This window comes from Streptomyces sp. NBC_01471 (assembly GCF_041438865.1).
In the GTDB taxonomy this organism is placed as follows: domain Bacteria; phylum Actinomycetota; class Actinomycetes; order Streptomycetales; family Streptomycetaceae; genus Streptomyces.
Window position 1 is genome coordinate 4,462,507 of sequence record NZ_CP109450.1, and the last position, 16,022, is coordinate 4,478,528.

Annotated in this window: 16 protein-coding genes; 5 read left to right on the forward strand and 11 right to left on the reverse strand. The window is 70.3% G+C overall.

The genetic code is table 11. From position 1 onward, the window contains the following. Positions 1 to 411: 411 nt before the first annotated feature. Both OG285_RS19910 and OG285_RS19915 read left to right on the forward strand, forming a co-directional pair. Positions 412 to 1,377, forward strand: a complete 966-nt coding sequence (locus OG285_RS19910) for an aldo/keto reductase (protein ID WP_371793568.1) — start codon at positions 412 to 414, stop codon at positions 1,375 to 1,377. Between the two features lie 114 nt (positions 1,378 to 1,491). Continuing rightward, positions 1,492 to 1,983, forward strand: a complete 492-nt coding sequence (locus OG285_RS19915) for a DinB family protein (RefSeq protein WP_371791739.1) — start codon at positions 1,492 to 1,494, stop codon at positions 1,981 to 1,983. Positions 1,984 to 2,119: 136 nt separating this feature from the next. On the opposite strand, the gene OG285_RS19920 is transcribed toward OG285_RS19915, so the two are convergent. Both OG285_RS19920 and OG285_RS19925 read right to left on the reverse strand, forming a co-directional pair. Next, complete coding sequence (locus tag OG285_RS19920) at positions 2,120 to 3,388, reverse strand: hypothetical protein (protein ID WP_371791740.1); 1,269 nt, start codon at positions 3,386 to 3,388, stop codon at positions 2,120 to 2,122. 121 nt (positions 3,389 to 3,509) lie between these two features. Continuing rightward, on the reverse strand, positions 3,510 to 4,202 hold the full coding sequence (locus OG285_RS19925) for a GDSL-type esterase/lipase family protein (RefSeq protein ID WP_371791741.1): 693 nt from the start codon (positions 4,200 to 4,202) through the stop codon (positions 3,510 to 3,512). 44 nt (positions 4,203 to 4,246) lie between these two features. On the opposite strand from OG285_RS19925, the gene OG285_RS19930 reads away from it, so the two are divergent. Further along, positions 4,247 to 5,239: a WD40 repeat domain-containing protein gene (locus tag OG285_RS19930; RefSeq protein ID WP_356827956.1), complete on the forward strand. Its 993-nt coding sequence runs from the start codon at positions 4,247 to 4,249 to the stop codon at positions 5,237 to 5,239. Positions 5,240 to 5,261: 22 nt separating this feature from the next. Here the strand turns inward: OG285_RS19930 and OG285_RS19935 are convergent, their stop codons facing one another. Together OG285_RS19935 and OG285_RS19940 are read right to left on the reverse strand one after the other, a co-directional pair. Further along, positions 5,262 to 5,645 carry a Uma2 family endonuclease gene (locus tag OG285_RS19935; RefSeq protein WP_371791742.1) on the reverse strand — a complete coding sequence of 128 codons (384 nt, stop codon included), beginning with the start codon at positions 5,643 to 5,645 and terminating at the stop codon, positions 5,262 to 5,264. 88 nt (positions 5,646 to 5,733) lie between these two features. Next, positions 5,734 to 6,615 (reverse strand): pentapeptide repeat-containing protein, encoded by an 882-nt coding sequence (locus OG285_RS19940; RefSeq protein ID WP_371791743.1) that lies wholly within the window; start codon positions 6,613 to 6,615, stop codon positions 5,734 to 5,736. Positions 6,616 to 6,802: 187 nt separating this feature from the next. Here OG285_RS19940 and OG285_RS19945 point away from each other — a divergent pair, with 187 nt between their 5' ends. Together OG285_RS19945 and OG285_RS19950 are read left to right on the forward strand one after the other, a co-directional pair. Continuing rightward, positions 6,803 to 8,290, forward strand: coding sequence for an MFS transporter (locus tag OG285_RS19945; RefSeq protein ID WP_371791744.1), 1,488 nt, complete (start codon positions 6,803 to 6,805; stop codon positions 8,288 to 8,290). After that, positions 8,287 to 8,907: a TetR family transcriptional regulator gene (locus OG285_RS19950; protein ID WP_371791745.1), complete on the forward strand. Its 621-nt coding sequence runs from the start codon at positions 8,287 to 8,289 to the stop codon at positions 8,905 to 8,907. Before OG285_RS19945 ends, OG285_RS19950 begins: the two co-directional genes overlap by 4 nt. 112 nt (positions 8,908 to 9,019) lie before the next feature. On the opposite strand, the gene serC is transcribed toward OG285_RS19950, so the two are convergent. The 7 genes from serC to OG285_RS19985 form a co-directional block, all read right to left on the reverse strand. After that, entirely contained in the window at positions 9,020 to 10,138 is a 1,119-nt protein-coding gene (gene serC / locus OG285_RS19955) for a phosphoserine transaminase (protein ID WP_356827964.1), read from the reverse strand. A gap of 162 nt (positions 10,139 to 10,300) precedes the next feature. Then, positions 10,301 to 11,542, reverse strand: coding sequence for a cytochrome P450 (locus tag OG285_RS19960; RefSeq protein WP_371791746.1), 1,242 nt, complete (start codon positions 11,540 to 11,542; stop codon positions 10,301 to 10,303). Between the two features lie 46 nt (positions 11,543 to 11,588). Then, positions 11,589 to 12,803, reverse strand: a complete 1,215-nt coding sequence (locus OG285_RS19965) for a cytochrome P450 (RefSeq protein ID WP_371791747.1) — start codon at positions 12,801 to 12,803, stop codon at positions 11,589 to 11,591. Beyond that, the gene (locus OG285_RS19970; RefSeq protein WP_356827970.1) at positions 12,800 to 13,450 is read right to left on the reverse strand and encodes an ATP/GTP-binding protein; all 651 of its coding nucleotides are present in this window, start codon (positions 13,448 to 13,450) and stop codon (positions 12,800 to 12,802) included. The genes OG285_RS19965 and OG285_RS19970 overlap by 4 nt, the downstream gene beginning before the upstream one ends. Then, positions 13,431 to 13,805, reverse strand: a complete 375-nt coding sequence (locus OG285_RS19975) for a DUF742 domain-containing protein (RefSeq protein ID WP_356827972.1) — start codon at positions 13,803 to 13,805, stop codon at positions 13,431 to 13,433. The genes OG285_RS19970 and OG285_RS19975 overlap by 20 nt, the downstream gene beginning before the upstream one ends. Beyond that, the gene (locus tag OG285_RS19980; RefSeq protein ID WP_266855721.1) at positions 13,802 to 14,203 is read right to left on the reverse strand and encodes a roadblock/LC7 domain-containing protein; all 402 of its coding nucleotides are present in this window, start codon (positions 14,201 to 14,203) and stop codon (positions 13,802 to 13,804) included. Before OG285_RS19980 ends, OG285_RS19975 begins: the two co-directional genes overlap by 4 nt. Beyond that, the gene (locus OG285_RS19985) at positions 14,200 to 15,843 is read right to left on the reverse strand and encodes a sensor histidine kinase (RefSeq protein ID WP_371791748.1); all 1,644 of its coding nucleotides are present in this window, start codon (positions 15,841 to 15,843) and stop codon (positions 14,200 to 14,202) included. Before OG285_RS19985 ends, OG285_RS19980 begins: the two co-directional genes overlap by 4 nt. Between the last annotated feature and the right edge of the window lie 179 nt (positions 15,844 to 16,022).

The window sequence follows — 16,022 nt, forward strand, 5'->3', positions numbered from 1 at the left end:
ACGGAGCGCCGCCGACCGGCACGGCGCCGACCCCGAGCGCGGCCGGGGCGACATGATCGGCCCATGACGAGCCGGGCGGATCACTTCGACATCAGCACCCTCATCAGCCTCTACTTCCGGGCCTTGGACGAGCGGGAGCTACCGGAGGGCTGGGCCCGTGCCTACTCCACCGCCGACGTACGGACGGAACCCCGCGCGGCGCGATGCCTGAGCAGCCTCTGTGGTCGTTGTCGAACTTGCGCCGCTTGATGACGGGTTGGTGGTGGGGAAGACCAGCCCGGACCGGTGGCCCGGACAGTTGGCCCGGTCGGTTGGCCGGAGGCGATGACCGGACGCTGGGAAAACCAGCTGCATCCCTCGGCCAAGTCACCTACCGTCAGGGGGATTTCCGCCGAGACGTTGGGGATGATGGTGCGATACCGCGCATTGGGACGCAGTGGACTGTCCGTGTCCGAGATCGGTTACGGCGCCTGGGGCATCGGTGAGTCCAGCTGGGTGGGGGCCACGGAGGACGAGTCCGTCCGCGCCCTGCACCGGGCCGTCGATCTCGGTGTGAACTTCATCGATACCGCGCGTGGTTACGGTGAGAGCGAGCGGATCGTCGGCCGTGTGGTCCGTGAGCGGGCCGGTGACGAGGTGCGCGTCGCGACCAAGGTGCCCCCCAGGAACGGGGTCTGGCCGCCACCCTCCGGTCTTGACCCGGCCGAGGTGTTTCCGGGTGAGCACATCCGTAAGACCCTGGAGACCAGTCTGCGGACCAGCGGCCTGGACCACTTCGACGTGTTGCAGTTCCATGTGTGGAGCGACGACTGGGTCGGCCGGGGCGACTGGCTGGAGACGATCGCCGCGCTGAAACAGGAGGGGAAGATCGGCCTGTTCGGTGTCTCCGTCAACGACCACGAGCCGGACAACGCACTCGCGCTCGTCCGCAGCGGGGCCGTGGACAGCGTGCAGGTCATCTACAACGTCTTCGACCAGTCGCCCGCCGACGCGCTGCTGCCGGCCTGCGAGGAGCACGGTGTCGGGGTCATCGTGCGGGTGGCGCTGGACGAGGGCGGTCTCACCGGCCGTATCACCGCGGACAGCACGTTCCCGGAGGGCGACTGGCGCCACCGGTACTTCCGCGACGACCGCCCGGCGCAGGTCGAGCAGAGGGTGGCGGCGATCGTCGCCGACCTCGGTATCGCGCCGGACGAGATCGCGGAGACCGCGCTGCGTTTCGTACTGAGTTCACCGGCGGTCTCCACCGTCATTCCCGGGATGCGGACCGTGCGCAATGTGGAGCGCAACACGGCCCTGAGCGACGGCCGGACGCTCACCGCGGACCAGCTCGCCGTACTGGCCAAGCACCGGTGGCAGCGGAACTTCTACGCCTGAGCACCGTTGGTGAGGTCCACCGGGTGACGGCGGGCCGCCGGGTTGTCGGCGGCCCGTTGTCAGACCGGGCTGGCAGGCTGTGGACTCATGACGAGTACGAGCGATCAACGACCCATGCCGCCCCTGAACGCCGACGAGCGCGTGAACCTGGAGAGCTGGCTCGACTTCTACCGGGCCACGCTGGCCATGAAGTGCGAGGGCCTCACGGAGGAGCAGCTGCGCACGGCCTCCGTGGCGCCTTCGCCGCTGACGCTGCTGGGGCTCGTCCAGCATCTGGCGGAGGTCGAGCGGAACTGGTTCCGCCGTGTGCTGACGGGTGAGGAAGCGCCGGCCATCTACGCCGGGAAGGCCGAACCGGTCGGGCACGACGAGGGGTTCGGCCTCTCAGGGGAGAGCTCGTTCGAGACCGCCCGGAACACCTGGCAGGACGAGATCAGCCGGGCCCGGGTCAACTGCGCGTCGCGGTCGCTGGACGACACCGCGCCGTTCATGGGCGGCGAGGTGAGCCTGCGGTGGATCTACACCCACATGCTCGGCGAGTACGCCCGGCACGACGGGCACGCCGACTTCATCCGCGAGCGGATCGACGGCAGCACGGGGGTCTGAGGCCATCGGTCGTCGGTGGCTGATGCGGGCGATCGCCAGGTGGAGGACCGGCTCTCCCTCGTACGTGCGGTGTCGGGCGGGAGAGCGGAGAGCGTCACGTGCGAGCACCCGCGCAGGAGCCGTACCGGTGAGCCGCTCAGGAATCCTGCAGGCCGTGGAACGAGTCGAACCAGACGGTGGTCCGCCCGGTCTTTCCGTTTTCCTCCCTGACGGTGCGGTTCGCGTACAGGGGGTTGATGATCCAGGGCATCTTGTCGGGGCCCCAGCCCGTCTGCATGGATTCGATCTGCACCACCCCGTAAGTGGCCACCGCGAGCTTCCCGGTCTCCCGGAACATCTGCACCTGCTGCGTCAGACAGTCCTTGTTGGATGCGAACCACGGACTCATCGTGAGGAAGTCGTCCCACCTCTCCTGAGGGAAGGGCTTCTTGATCGCGTTACCGATCACCTGCCACACGCGGGTGTTCGGGGACACCTTGTACTTCTCGGCATAGGCCGCCGGGATCGTGTCACCCATGTGCTTCTGCCAGAGCAGTACCAGGGAGAACTCCGTGGCGAGGAACTTCTTGCCCTTGTCCAGGCGGGACACGACGTACTGGACGTACTGGCCCGCCGCCTGAAGGGAGTCGACGTGCGGGTGGATGTCGAGACCTTCGATCTCCGGCTTCCTGTTGACGAAGGCGACCCACCGCTCGGTGGCCTGCGTGCGCGCTTCCTTCCTGTCGAGGTGGTTGAGTGCCCCCATGTACAGGCGGGTTTTGCAGCCCTGCGGGAATTTCCTGCTGCGGTAGGCGATGACGTGTTCGGCGACGTACTCGTAGAACACATTGAGCCGCGCGTCGCGTTCGTCCTTCCTGGTCTCCAGGAAGGGCTCGTTGCCGATGGTGAGGATGTCCGTCTTCCCCATGACAGCGTCCAGCACCCGGTCCACGCGCTTCAGCTGCGCTTCCATCTCCGTGCTGCCCGCCTTGGGCAGCGGCTGGGCGTGGGTCTGGAAGGGGAACTTCATCGAGAGGATCGTGCTGAAGCCGTTCCCGCTCGCGTCGAGGAGCCGGGCGACGGCCCGCTGCTGGGTCGCGGTCTGCTGGTCGAGATCGTCCGTCATCGGGACGAACCCGCGCACCCACTTCGCCGAAAGGGCCTTCATCTCGGCGAAGTCCATGTCGGACGGGTCTTCGTTGAAGTTGACCCCGAGCGCGCCGTCCGGCGCCTCGCCCGTGGGGGCGTGGCTGCCCGTCGGATCCGGCTGCTTGCTCCCCTTCCCGCTCGGCTGCTTGCCCGTGGCGCTGCACGCCGCTGTGAGGAGGGCCGCGCCGGACACTCCCAGCAGCCGGCGGCGCGAGGCCGGCCTCGCGAGAGAGGGCGTAACGGATGTGTCGGTCCGGGCGGACGACTCGTGCCGCATTGCTGTTCTCCGATTCTGCTGACGTCGTTGCCGGCCGTCGTCCCCCACCGGCGGCGTCCAACGTAGTTGACCGGCCCGAGTGCGGGTTCGGGGTCCCCGCGGAGACATCCGTCTCCGTCTGTCACGCCCCCAGCAGGGAACGGGGGGTCGCGGTCTCCTCCGGTGCGAACGGCCCGCCGACGCCCCAGCCCTGGTGCAGCGCGTCCGCGAAGGCGCCGGCCAGTTTCCGTTCGCCGCTCTCGTTGGGGTGCGTGCCGTCGTACGTATCGGTGTGGATGTCGTACGACTCGGGCCGCGAGGCCAGCAGGAGGGGGGAGCGTGGTTCGTCCAGGTCCGCGAGCGTCTTCGCCAGCAGCACGTTGAAGTGGGCGACCTCCGCCGCGAACGGGGCGTCCGTCTCGGCGCGGATGTTCGGGATCACCGGGAGCACCACCGCGCGGATGTGCGGGTTGGCCTCGCGTGCCTCGGTCAGGAAGCGGTGGGTGTGGAGCGCGGTCTGTTCGGCGTCCGTGTAGAAGCCGAGGTCTATCAGGCCGAGGGAGACGAGCAGGAGGTCCGGGCGGTGGGCGGCCACCGTCTCGCGGATCACCGGGGCCATGTGCTGCCAGCCCTCGCCCCAGCCCGACAGATGGCGGCGGGCCACGGCGGGGAAGTCGGGGCCCGCGTACGCCGTGCTCGACTCGTACAGCCCGGTGCGCGGCCCGACGATCTCGCAGCCGTCGCCCAGGTGCTGCCACATGCGGTAGCGCCAGGTGTAGTCGCCGACGCGGCCTATGGTCATCGAATCACCGACGAACATCATCCTCAGACGCATCCCGTCATCATCGCCGATGGTGCGGGGGTGGCAATCTTGGGGGCATGCGTTCGCTTCAGTACGTCGCCGGGGCCGCGGCCACCGTCCTGTTCGCCCTTGTCCCGGCCGGCCCGGCAGCCGCGGACGACGGCGGCTTCACGATCAAGGATCCCCGGATCACGGAGTCCAGCGGCCTGGCCGCGAGCCGTCTCCACCCGGGCATCTACTGGACCCACAACGACAGCAGTGACGGCCCGTACGTCTACGCGGTGGACTCGAAGACCGGGCAGACCGTGGCCCGGGTCACGATGCGCGGTGTCGGGGCGCCGCGCGACGTCGAGGCGATCTCGATCGGGCCCGACGGCGATATCTACGTCGGGGACATCGGCGACAACCTGGACGGGAGCTGGGACCACGTCTGGATCTACCGCTTCCCCGAGCCGAAGCAGCTCAAGAAGGAAGAGACGGTCCGGGCCACGCAGTTCACCGTCAAGTACGCCGACGGGCCCCGCAACGCGGAGGCGCTGATGGTCCACCCGAAGACGGGCCGCGTCTACATCGCGTCGAAGAACCAGACCAAGGGCGGGCTGTACGTGGGGCCCGCGAAGCTGTCCGCCTCGAAGACCAATGTCTTCCGGCGGATCGACGACGTGCCGTGGGTGACCGACGGCGCGTTCTCGCCGGACGGGAAGCAGCTGACCCTGCGGGGTTATCTGGGGGCGGAGTCGTACGACTGGAAGCCCGGCGGCGGACTCGGCACCGAACACGAGCTGGGCGTTCCGTTCCAGGGCCAGGCCGAGTCGGTGACGTACACGCCGGACGGATCGGCGCTGATGATGGGCTCCGAGGGGGCGCAGAGCCGGGTGCTGCGTTTCCCGGTGGAGAAGCCGACGGGGTCGGGCGGCGGCAAGTCGTCTTCCGGCAGCGGGAGTTCGTCGGGCGCGGGGAGCGGGGGTGACTCCGGGGGGTCTCCGACGGCATGGGGTGTGGGTGTCTTCGCCGTGCTGTTCGTGCTGTTCATGGGGGTGAAGCGGCTGTTCGGCAGGGGGCGGAGGTGACGCCGGCTGCCCTGCCGGTGCGTCAGTCCTTGGCGCGGACAGGCGCCCCGGCCTGGAGGACCGAGGTGACATCGAGGGTGACGTCGCCGCCGATCGAGGCGGGCAACGGGGCCTGCTGCCCTGCGGCGAAGATCTGGTGGCTGGCGTAGTCACTGCCGACCGGCTCGGTGAGGACGTGGACGCGCTGGTGCTTGCGGTTCACGATCACGTAGACGGGGATGTCGGCCTCGGCATACACGGACACCTTGGCCCGCAGGTCCTGGTTGTAGTTGCTCGATGTGACTTCGAGGCTGCTCCATGGGGGTGTCGGCCTCTTCGAGCAGGGTCGGCGGCTCGCCGTCACAGGGGCGCTCGACTGCTGCGGCAGACATGAGGGCCTCCTGGTGGCTGGTGTCGAGAACATCATGGTAGGCCGGTCCGGGCTGCTGAGCGGGCTTCCGAAACGGTCGCCCGGACGCGTGAAGCGAGGTACGGGGGCTGCCGGGAGCCCGTCCCTACGCGCCCCAGTGACCCGGTCTGACCAGGGACGGAGGGAGCCTGGTCGTGGCGTCGCCCTTGGCTGCGTTCAGCTGGGGCTGGGTGAGGAAGAAGCAGCCGGTGAGGTCCGCGCCGGTGAGGTCGGCGTCGCGGAGGTCGGCCCCGATGAAATCGGCCAGGCGGAGGTCGGCGCCCGTCAGGTCGGCTGCGATCAGATAGGCCCCGCGCAGCGTGGCCCCGCGCAGATCCGCGCCCCGGAGGCGGGCACCGATGAGGTCGGCGCCCCGGTGGTTCTTCCGTGCCTGGCCCTTCCGTGCCTGGCCTTTTCGTGCCTCGTTCTTCCGGAACTCCTCCTTCTGGGCCTGGTCCGCCGTGGCGCGGACCAGTTCGCTGGTGCGGAGCAGCAGTTCATTGACCTGCTGGCGGTGGGCCCCGACGTCCAGGGCGGCCAGTTCGTCCGGGCCGAGCAGCGTGAGTGCCTCGGTGGCTTCGAGCAGGTCGCGGAGGCCGGGGTGGACCGGGGCGGCCGGGGCGAGGGCCAGCGCCTCGGTCAGGTACCAGAGCAGTTCGTGGAGCTGGCGCACGACGGGGAACGTGGCGAACATCCGCTCCGCCGTCTCCGGCGCCTGCCGCCAGTCCCGGCCGCCGAAGGTGACCTGTGAGACCTGCTGGCCCGCGCCGAAGCAGTCGTACACCGTGCAGCCCTGGAAACCCTTGTCGCGCAGCCGGGTGTGGATGCCGCACCGGAAGTCCGACTGGAGGTTGGTGCAGGGCTGTCCCGCCCTTTTGCTGACCGCGAAGTCGGCGGACGCGGTGAAGGGGAGGGCGACGCAGCACAGCCCGAAGCAGTTCGCGCAGTTGCCGCTCAGGCGCTGGCCGGACCGGATGTCGTCGGGCACGGGCAGAGGCCTCCGGGGTGGGGCAGATGGGGGTTGTGCGGATGGGGCGGGAGTTTCACTTTATGCGGCGAGCGTGCCGGTCCGCCCGAGGGCTGTCGGGACAGACGTGTTCCGGCCGGGGTGCACAAGCGTTTACCCTGTGGCGTGAACGTGTGTGCACCCCTTTGCGTCCTACGGAGAGCCGTACATGTCCCCAGCCATATCCGGACCTGATGCGCCCGAGAAGGCTCCCCACCCGCGGATGTTCGTCGGCGTTCTCGCCTTCTGCGGTGTCGTCGTCGCCGTCATGCAGACACTCGTCGTGCCCCTGCTGCCGCACATTCCGGCGCTCACCGGGGCCACCCCCGCCGCCGCGAGCTGGCTCGTCACCGTCACGCTGCTGACCGGGGCCGTCTGCACGCCCGTCCTGGGGCGGGTCGGTGACATGTACGGAAAGCGGCGGGTGCTCGTCGCCGCGCTCGGGGTGCTGGTCGTCGGGTCCGTGCTCTGCGCGGTCAGTTCGCAGATCGGGGTGCTCATCGCCGGGCGCGCGCTCCAGGGCGCCGCGCTCGCCGTCGTACCGCTGGGCATCAGCATCATGCGCGACGAGCTGCCGCCCGCCCGGGTGCTCTCGTCCGTCGCGCTGATGAGCTCGACGCTGGGGATCGGCGCCGCCGTGGGGCTCCCGGTCGCCGCCATGGTCATCGAACACTCCGACTGGCACACCATGTTCTGGGCGTCCGCCGGGCTCGGGGTGCTGGACATCGTGCTGGTGGTGGCCGTCGTACCGGAATCGCCGCTGCGGGCGCGCGGACGGTTCGACGCGCTGGGCGCTCTCGGGCTGAGCGGCGCACTGGTCTGCCTGCTCCTCGCCACCACGCAGGGCGGCGAGTGGGGCTGGGGATCCGGGCGGATCGTCGGCCTCTTCGCCGCCGCCGTCGTGATCGGGCTGGTCTGGGGCCGGTACGAGCTGCGGGTCGCCTCGCCCATGGTCGACCTGCGCGTATCCGCCCGTCCCGCCGTGCTGTTCGCCAACCTCGCCGCGCTGCTGATCGGCTTCGCCTTCTACGCCAACTCCCTCTCCACCGCCCAGATGGTGCAGGAGCCGAAGAGCACCGGATACGGCCTCGGTGCCTCCATCGTCGTGGGCGGGCTCTGCCTGCTGCCCGGCGGGCTTTCCATGGTGGCGCTCTCCCCGGTCTCCGCGCGGATCTCCGCCCGGTACGGGCCCAAGGTCACGCTCGCGCTCGCCTCGGGCGTCCTGGCCGTCGGGTACCTCGTGCGCTTCTTCACCAGTCACAGCCTGTGGCTGATCATCGTGGGCGCCACGGTCGTCGCGTCCGGCACCGCCCTCGCCTACTCCGCGCTGCCCTCGCTCGTGATGCGGGCGGTCCCGGTGAGCGAGACGGGAGCCGCCAACGGGCTCAACACCCTGATGCGCTCCGTCGGCCAGGCCTTCTGCAGCGCCGTGGTGGCCGCCGTGCTGGCGAACGTCACCTTCCGGGTCGGTGGCCACACCGCGCCCACCCTGCACGCGTATCTGCTGGTCTTCCTGATCGCCGCGGGCGCCGCGCTCGCCGCGCTGGCCGTCACGCTGTGCATTCCCGGGCGCCCGGCCGGTGCGACCGGTGCGACCGGTGTGGCCGGTACGGTCGGGGAGCGAGGTCCGCACACGCTGGTCCGGGAGGACGCATGACCATCGGCGGTACGGGAGTCAGCGGTACGGGAGTCAGCGGTACGGAAGCCACCGGTGAGAGCGGCAGGGGCGCGCATCCCGGTGCGACGGGGCGCGACGCCATTCTGCTCGCCGCCCGGCGCGCGTTCACCCAGCGTCCGTACGCCGAGGTGACCATGCGCGGGATCGCCGCCGACGCGGGCGTGAGCGCCTCGCTGATCGTGAAGCGGTTCGGCACGAAGGAAGAGCTGTTCAACACGGTCGCCGACTTCGGCTCGGCCGCCGACGAGCTGTTCGACGCGCCCCTCGGCTCGCTCGGCCGGCACCTGGTGCTCGCTCTCGTACGGAGCCGCCGCGAGCGGCAGGCCGACCCGCTGCTGCGGGTGGTCTTCTCCCTCGGCAACCGGGACGAACGCTCCCTGCTGAAGGAGCGCTTCCGCGAGCAGGTCACCTCCCGGCTGGCCGCCCGCCTCACCGGCGACGAGCGCGAACTGCGGGCCGAACTGATCGCGGGCCAGCTCCTCGGCATCGGCGCGGCGCTCAGCCTGCACCGGCCGGGCGCGGGCGAACTGGCCACGCCCGAGCGGCTGGCGGACCTGTGCGGGCCCGCGCTTCAGCGGCTGGTCGACGGGGCCTGAGCAGGCACCTGCGGAGACGGGGCCTGAGCAGGCACCTGCGGCGCGGTACGGCGAAGGGCCCCGGCAAGCCACTGGCTGCCGGGGCCCTCTCGTACAGGCCGTGTCCGGAGGACTACAGCTGCTCGATCACGTAGTCGACGCAGGCCGTCAGCGCCTCGACGTCCTTCGGGTCGATCGCCGGGAACATCGCCACCCGCAGCTGGTTGCGGCCCAGCTTGCGGTACGGCTCGGTGTCCACGATGCCGTTGGCGCGCAGCGCCTTCGCGACGGCCGTCGCGTCGATCTCGTCCGCGAAGTCGATCGTGCCGATGACCTGCGAGCGCTTCGCGGGGTCGGTGACGAACGGGGTCGCGTACTTGGACTGCTCGGCCCAGCCGTACAGGGCGCGCGCGGACGCCGCCGTGCGGCCGACCGTCCAGTCCAGGCCGCCCTGGGTGTTCATCCAGGTCAGCTGCTCGTTCAGCAGGAACAGCGTGGCGAGGGCCGGGGTGTTGTACGTCTGGTTCTTGAGCGAGTTGTCGATCGCCGTCGGCAGGCTGAAGAACTCCGGGACGTGGCGGCCCGACGCGTGGATGCGCGACGCGCGCTCCAGCGCTGCGGGGGAGAACACGCCGATCCACAGGCCGCCGTCGGAGGCGAAGGACTTCTGCGGGGCGAAGTAGTAGACGTCGGTCTCGGTGATGTCGACCGGCAGGCCGCCCGCGCCGGATGTGGCGTCCACCAGGACGAGGGAGCCCTCGTCGGCACCGGTGACGCGCTTGATCGGGGCCGCGACGCCCGTCGACGTCTCGTTGTGCGTCAGTGCGTAGACGTCCACGCCCGCTTCCGCCTTCGGGTCCGGGTGGGTGCCCGGGTCGGAGGCGATCACGGTCGGCTCGGCCAGCCACGGGGCCAGCTTGGAGGCCTTGGCGAACTTGGACGAGAACTCACCGAAGTTGAGGTGCTGCGACTTGGACTCGATGAGCCCGTGGGTCGCGACGTCCCAGAAGGCGGTGGACCCGCCGTTGCCGAGGATCACCTCGTAGCCCTCGGGAAGCTGGAAGAGGTCGCGTACGCCTGCGCGCACCGCGCCGACCAGGTTCTTCACCGGGGCCTGGCGATGGGAGGTGCCCATCAGGGAAGTACCGGTCGCGGCGAGGGCGTCCAGCGCCTCCGTACGCACCTTGGAGGGGCCCGCGCCGAAACGGCCGTCGGCGGGCTTGATGTCAGCGGGAATCCGGATCTCAGCCACGTGCCGGAGCGTAGCCGGTTCCGGGCGTTTACGGACAGAGGGTCCGGCCGCTGAGACGGGCGCTACGGGGCGTGACATCGGTCTCCCGGCCGCCCGGCCCGGCGGGCTCTCCCCGCCGGGCCCGCCCCGGGGCTCGCGCTGTCCCGGGGTGCGGGCGTCCGTTCAGCCGCCCAGCCTCACCGGCAGCTCGTAGAGGTCGTTCTGGGTGACCACCGGCCTGTTGCGCAGCTCCGTCGCGGGGACCGCCAGATGCAGCTCGGGGAAGCGGTCGAACAGCGCGGGCAGGGCGACGCCCGCCTCCAGGCGCGAGAGCGCGGCGCCGGGGCAGACGTGCGGGCCGTGGCCGAAGGAGATGTGGCGGTTCGGGGTGCGGGTGATGTCGAAGTCGTCGGCCGTCGGGCCGTGCGCCTCCTCGTCGCGGCCGATCGCGCCGAACGAGATGATCAGTCCCTCGCCCTTCGGCAGCACCGTGCCGCCCACCTCGATGTCCTCGGACGCGAAGCGGATCAGGACGTGCGAGGTCGGGGTCGACCAGCGCAGCGTCTCCTCGATGACGTTCTCCCAGGGCACTTCGCCCGTGAGCGCCATCCTGCGCTGCTCGGGGTGGGCCTGGAGGGCGACGACCGCGTTGACGATCAGGCTGATCGTCGTTTCGTGGCCTGCGGCGATCATCAGCTGAAGGGTGTTGGTGACCTCCTCGGTGGTGAGGTGGTCGCCGTTCTCGGACGCCGCGAGCAGCGCGCTCGTCAGGTCGTCGCCCGGCTCGGCCCGCTTGGACTCGACGATCTTCGAGAAGAGGGTGCCGAGGTCCGCCATCATCTGCGGGACCTCCTCCGGCGGCGTCTGCGTCGAGAAGAACTTCTCGAAGAGGGTCTTCAGCCGGGGGTGGTCGGCGGCGTCGACCCCCATCAGCTCGCTGACCACGTTCATCGGCAGCGGGTACGCGAACTCCGCCTTCAGGTCGACCGTCTCCCCGGCCGGGATCTCCGCCAGCCGGTCCAGCATCCCGGTGGTCAGCTTCTCGATCCCGGCGCGCAGCCGCTCCACCCGGCGTACGGTCAGCGCCTGCGCGACGAGCGTACGGAGCCTGCGGTGCTCCGCGCCGTCGGCCGTCAGCATCGAGCGGCCCGGATTGGCCAGCCCGATCAGCGGCCAGTCCAGCGGGATCTCACCGCGCTGCCAGGCGCCCCAGAGGTTGATGTCCTTCACCAGCCGGGAGTCGGTGAGCAGCTGCCTGGCCTCGGCGTGCCGGGTCACCGCGTAGCAGGCCACCCCGCCCGGCAGGACGACACGGGCCAGCGGACCCGCCGCGCGCAGTGCGGCGCTCTCGCTGTCCAGATCCTGGACGAACGGATCCAGGGCGATGCTCTCGGCGTGGCTTCCGTGGTCGACCGGGCAACTCATCTGTGCCTCCTGTGGCGGGAACGGCCGCACTGCGAGGGTCTTCGGGTCACAGTGCGGGAACCGGTGTGAAGGTGACGGGCAGGGTGGACAGGCCGCGCAGCCAGGGAGAAGGACGCTGGGTGAGGCTCTCCCCGGGGGCCGCGAGATCGACGTCGGGAAGGCGGTCGAGGATGACCTCGATCCCCGTACGCGCGATGACCTCCGCTATCTCCTGGGCCGGGAACGGGCAGCGGTGCTCGCCGTGGCCGAATGAGAAGAAGGCGTTGTTGCCGCCGGTCAGCGCCGAACCGTCGGTGCGCACCTGCGGGTCGGCGTTGGCGGCGGCGATACCGAGCAGCAGCATGTCGCCGCTCTGGATGTGCCGGCCGCCGAGGTGGGTGTCGCGCGAGGCCCAGCGGCCCGCGACGTTCTGGGTGGGGGTGTCCTCCCACAGAACCTCGTTCATCGCCTCGGCGACGCTGTGCCGGCCGCCCGACAGCGAGGCGGCGAACCGGTCGTCGGTCAGCATCAGCCGCAGCGAGTTGCCGATCCAGTCGGCGGTGGGCTGGTGGCCCGCGGCCATCATGACCATCAGGTCCTGGGCGATCTCCTCGACGGTGAAGCCCGCCTCGTTGCCCAGCATGTGCGAGGCGACATCTTCGGCGGGCGACACCTGCCGGATGGCGAGCAGGTTCGCCATCGACTGCCCGAGGTACTGCGCTCCCGCCAGGGCGAGTTCACGGCCGTCGATCATGTCGTTCATCGCCTTGACCAGGGCCGGGCCCTCGTCGTCCGGGAAGCCGTACAGCCGGGCGAGCACCCGGACCGGCAGCAGCATCGCGTACTGGCCGATGATGTCCGTTTCTCCCCTGCCGCAGAAGGAGTTGATCAGCTCGTCGGCGAACTGCTCCGCGATACGCCGCAGTTCGAACGGGTCGACCGACTCCAGCGCGTCCCCGATCATCCCCGCGCGCTCGCGGTGGCGCTCGCCCACGGTGTAGAGGATCGACGGCTGCTTGCGGCCGATCATCGGCAGCATCGGCCAGTCGTCGGGGATGCGGTCCCACTGGTTCCACAGGTCGGAGTCCCGGCTGAACAGCACCGGATCGGCGGTGACCTGGTGCAGCTCGCGGTAGTCGAGGACCAGCCAGGCCGGTACGTCGCCGTCGAGCAGCACCGGCGCCACCGGGCCGTGCGCGCGCCGCATCTCCCGGTAGAGCTGCGTCGGGTCCGTCTGGAATCGCGGGCCGCTCAGCGGAGTGGGCGGGGTGTCGGTGGTCATGTGGTGCTTGGCTCCCGTGCGGACGCCGCTGCGGATGCCGCCGCGGATGTCGAGGACGCTGTGGACGCTGAGGACAGGGCGTGCAGGTGCTGGAGGAGGGTGATCAGTACGTACTTGCTCGACGTACGGTCCCGGGCGTCGCAGTCGATCAGCGGGATCTCGGGGGAGAGGTCCAGCGCCTCACGGAGCTGCTCCAGGGAGTGGACCGGGCCGCCGAAGTCGTTGCAGGCGACGATGAACGGTGTGCCGTGGTGCTCCAGCCGGTCGATGGCGTACCAGGAGTCGGCGAGTCTGCGGGTGTCGACCAGGACGACCGCGCCGAGCGTGCCGGAGAACAGCCGGTCCCAGAGGAACCAGAAGCGCTCCTGGCCGGGCGCGCCGAAGAGGTAGAGGATCGTCCGCTCGTCGATGCTGATGCGGCCGAAGTCGAAGGCGACAGTGGTGGCGGTCTTGGCCTGCACCCCGTCGGTGTTGTCGACGGCCGCCCCCGCCTGGGTCATCGTCTCCTCGGTGTTCAGCGGGCGTATCTCGCTGACCGACCGGACCATGGTGGTCTTCCCTGCGCCGAACCCGCCGACGATGACGATCTTGAGACCGTTGTCGGCGGTGCCGGCCAGGGCGTTCTGGTTAGAGGTTGCGGAGTCCAACGAGCACCTGCTCCAGGATGTGAGGGTCGGGAAGGCTGTCGGCGCCGCGTGCGGTGCGCGGGTGGCGGGCGCTGATCCGGCCCGTGTCGAGCAGGTCGCAGAGCAGGATCCGGGTGATGGACACGGGCAGCTTCAGCCCGGCCGCGATCTCCACGACGGCCGTGGGGCGGCCGCACATCCGCAGGATCGTGGCGTGCTCGGACTGCATGCCGGGCGTCGGGTCGCACTCACCGACGACCAGGGTCACCAGGTCGAAGGCGGTGGCGTCGGACCGGCTGCGTCCACCGGTGACGGTGTAGAGGCGGTGCGGATCGTCGTCACGCCCCGGCCTGGGCCTGGGCACCGGGGCGGTCACGCGCGCGGCTCGGCGCTGAGGTGTTCGCCCAGCTGCTCGACCAGTTCGCTCATGTTGTGCCCGATGAGGCCGACGTCGGCGGACTCGTCGGCGACCACGGAGAGGTGGGCGCCGTCGCCCGCCTCGACGATGAACAGCACGCCGCCGTAGAACTCGGCCATCGCGGTCCGTACGCCGCCGGTGCCGTCGCCGAACTCGATGGACGCGCCGTGCGACAGGGACTGGATACCGGCCGAGATGGCGGCCAGCTGGTCGGCCTGGTCGACCGAGAGCGCGGACGTGCGGCAGAGCTTGAGTCCGTCACGGGAGAGGACCAGGGCGTGCCGGGCGCCAGGGGTGCGCTCAAGGAGGCTCTCCAGGAGCCAGTTGAGCTTCTCGTCGGTGGTGGTCGTGCTCATGAGCTGCTGCCTTCCGGGTTCGGGGAATCGCCACGTAGGGCCTGGCGGAACGTGCTGAACCTGGCGGCGGATGTCGTGGAGGAGGTCGAGTCGACGGGCTTGGAGGACCCGGGGATACGGGTGCCTTCCGGATGCGCCGCCGCCATGGTCTGGCCGCGCCGCCGCTTGGGCAGTCCGCTCTCGCCCAACTCGGCGCCGGAGTGGGCCGGTTCGGGCTCGGAGGCGGAAGCGGACCGGTCGGCGGGGGTCGCCGCCGGCTCCGCTTCCGTGGATGCGGATGCGGATGCGGATGCGGATGCGGACGCGGGCACGGACGCGGATACGGGCACGGACGCCGGTGCGGGCGAGCGCGTGGGCAGGGGAGCCGGTGCGGCCCCGGGGGTCTCGGTGAGCCGGGGGGCCTCGGCGATCTGCGGGACCTCGGTGGCCTGCGGGGCGAGCGGGGTCTCCGGCAGGGTGCGCCGGTCCTCCGCCCTGGCGTGCTGGGCCGGGGCGGCCAGCGGCGCCGGTGCGGCCGGACGCGGTGTGCGGGTGATCAGCTCGTGCGGGAGCAGCACCAGGACACCGGTGCCGCCGCGCGCCGACGGGCGGAAGGACACGGTCAGCCCGTGCTTGCGGGCCAGCCGTCCGACCACAGCGAGGCCGAGCCTGGTCCCGGAGAGACCGGCGAGGTCGGTCTGCTGGGTGGTCTCCGATGTGACGGCCCGTTCGGCGCGGCGCAGCTGGACGTCGCTCATGACCAGGCCGCTGTCCTCGATGGTGAGGATCACGCCGGCCGGGACCTCCTCGACGTACACATGCACTTCGGCGGTGGGCGGCGAGAAGTTCGCCGCGTTGTCCAGGAGTTCGGCGAGCGCGTGCATGACGCCCTCGGCCGCGTGGCCCGCGATGGCGATCTCGCTGGTCGAGTGGAGGCGTACCCGCTGGTATCCGGCGATCCGGCCCATCGCGCCGCGCAGGATCGACTCCATGACGATCGGCTTGGCCCAGCGGCGTCCGGAGCGCGCACCGGCCAGGACGGCGATGGAGTCGGCCAGCCGGCCCGCCTGGGCCGTGCGGTGGTCGAGGTGCAGCAGATCGCCGAGTACGTCCTCGTCGGTGTGCCGGTGCTCCATCTCGCGCAGGTCGGCGAGCATCCCGGTGGCCAGGGCCTGCATCCGGCCGGCGGCGTTGGCGGCCGCCGACAGGGCGGCGGAGCGCACGGACTCGGCGCGGTTGATCCGGGCGGTCAGCTCGGCGGTCTTCGCGTTGTACTCCCCGGTGAGCCCGGCGGCGGTGGCCTCACGCTGCCCGATCAGCTCGGCGATCCTCGCTTCGTAGGCGGAGGTGAGCTGGGCGGCCCGGTTCTCGTACTCGGCGTCGGCACGGGCGGCCCGCGCGCCGAACTGCGAATTCTCCGCGCTCAGTTGATCGATCCGGGCGCGGAGACTCCGCGATGTTCTGCCGGCGTACGTCACCGCGTGGACGGCGGTGGCGACGGCGGCACTGAACAGCAGGGCTGCCACGGCCGAGCACCAGGCGAGTGGGGTGCGTATGTGGTCGGGGGCTGCGGCCACCGCCCATACGCACAGCAGGCCCGAAGCGATCACGGAGATCAGCAGAGCCAGCGCGGTCGGGCGGAGCGGGGGGCGCTCTGTCATCTGGCGGAGTCCTCATGGACGGATAGGTCAGAAGGGGTGGAAGTGGAGTAAAACGGTTATCAGTGAACTAAAGGGATACGAATATTCCTGTGTAACAGATGCCAACTATAGGAGGGTTGGTGATCGGTTTGGGAAGTTGCAGGTGTGGAAATTGTTAGCTCAGATACACATTGTGTACA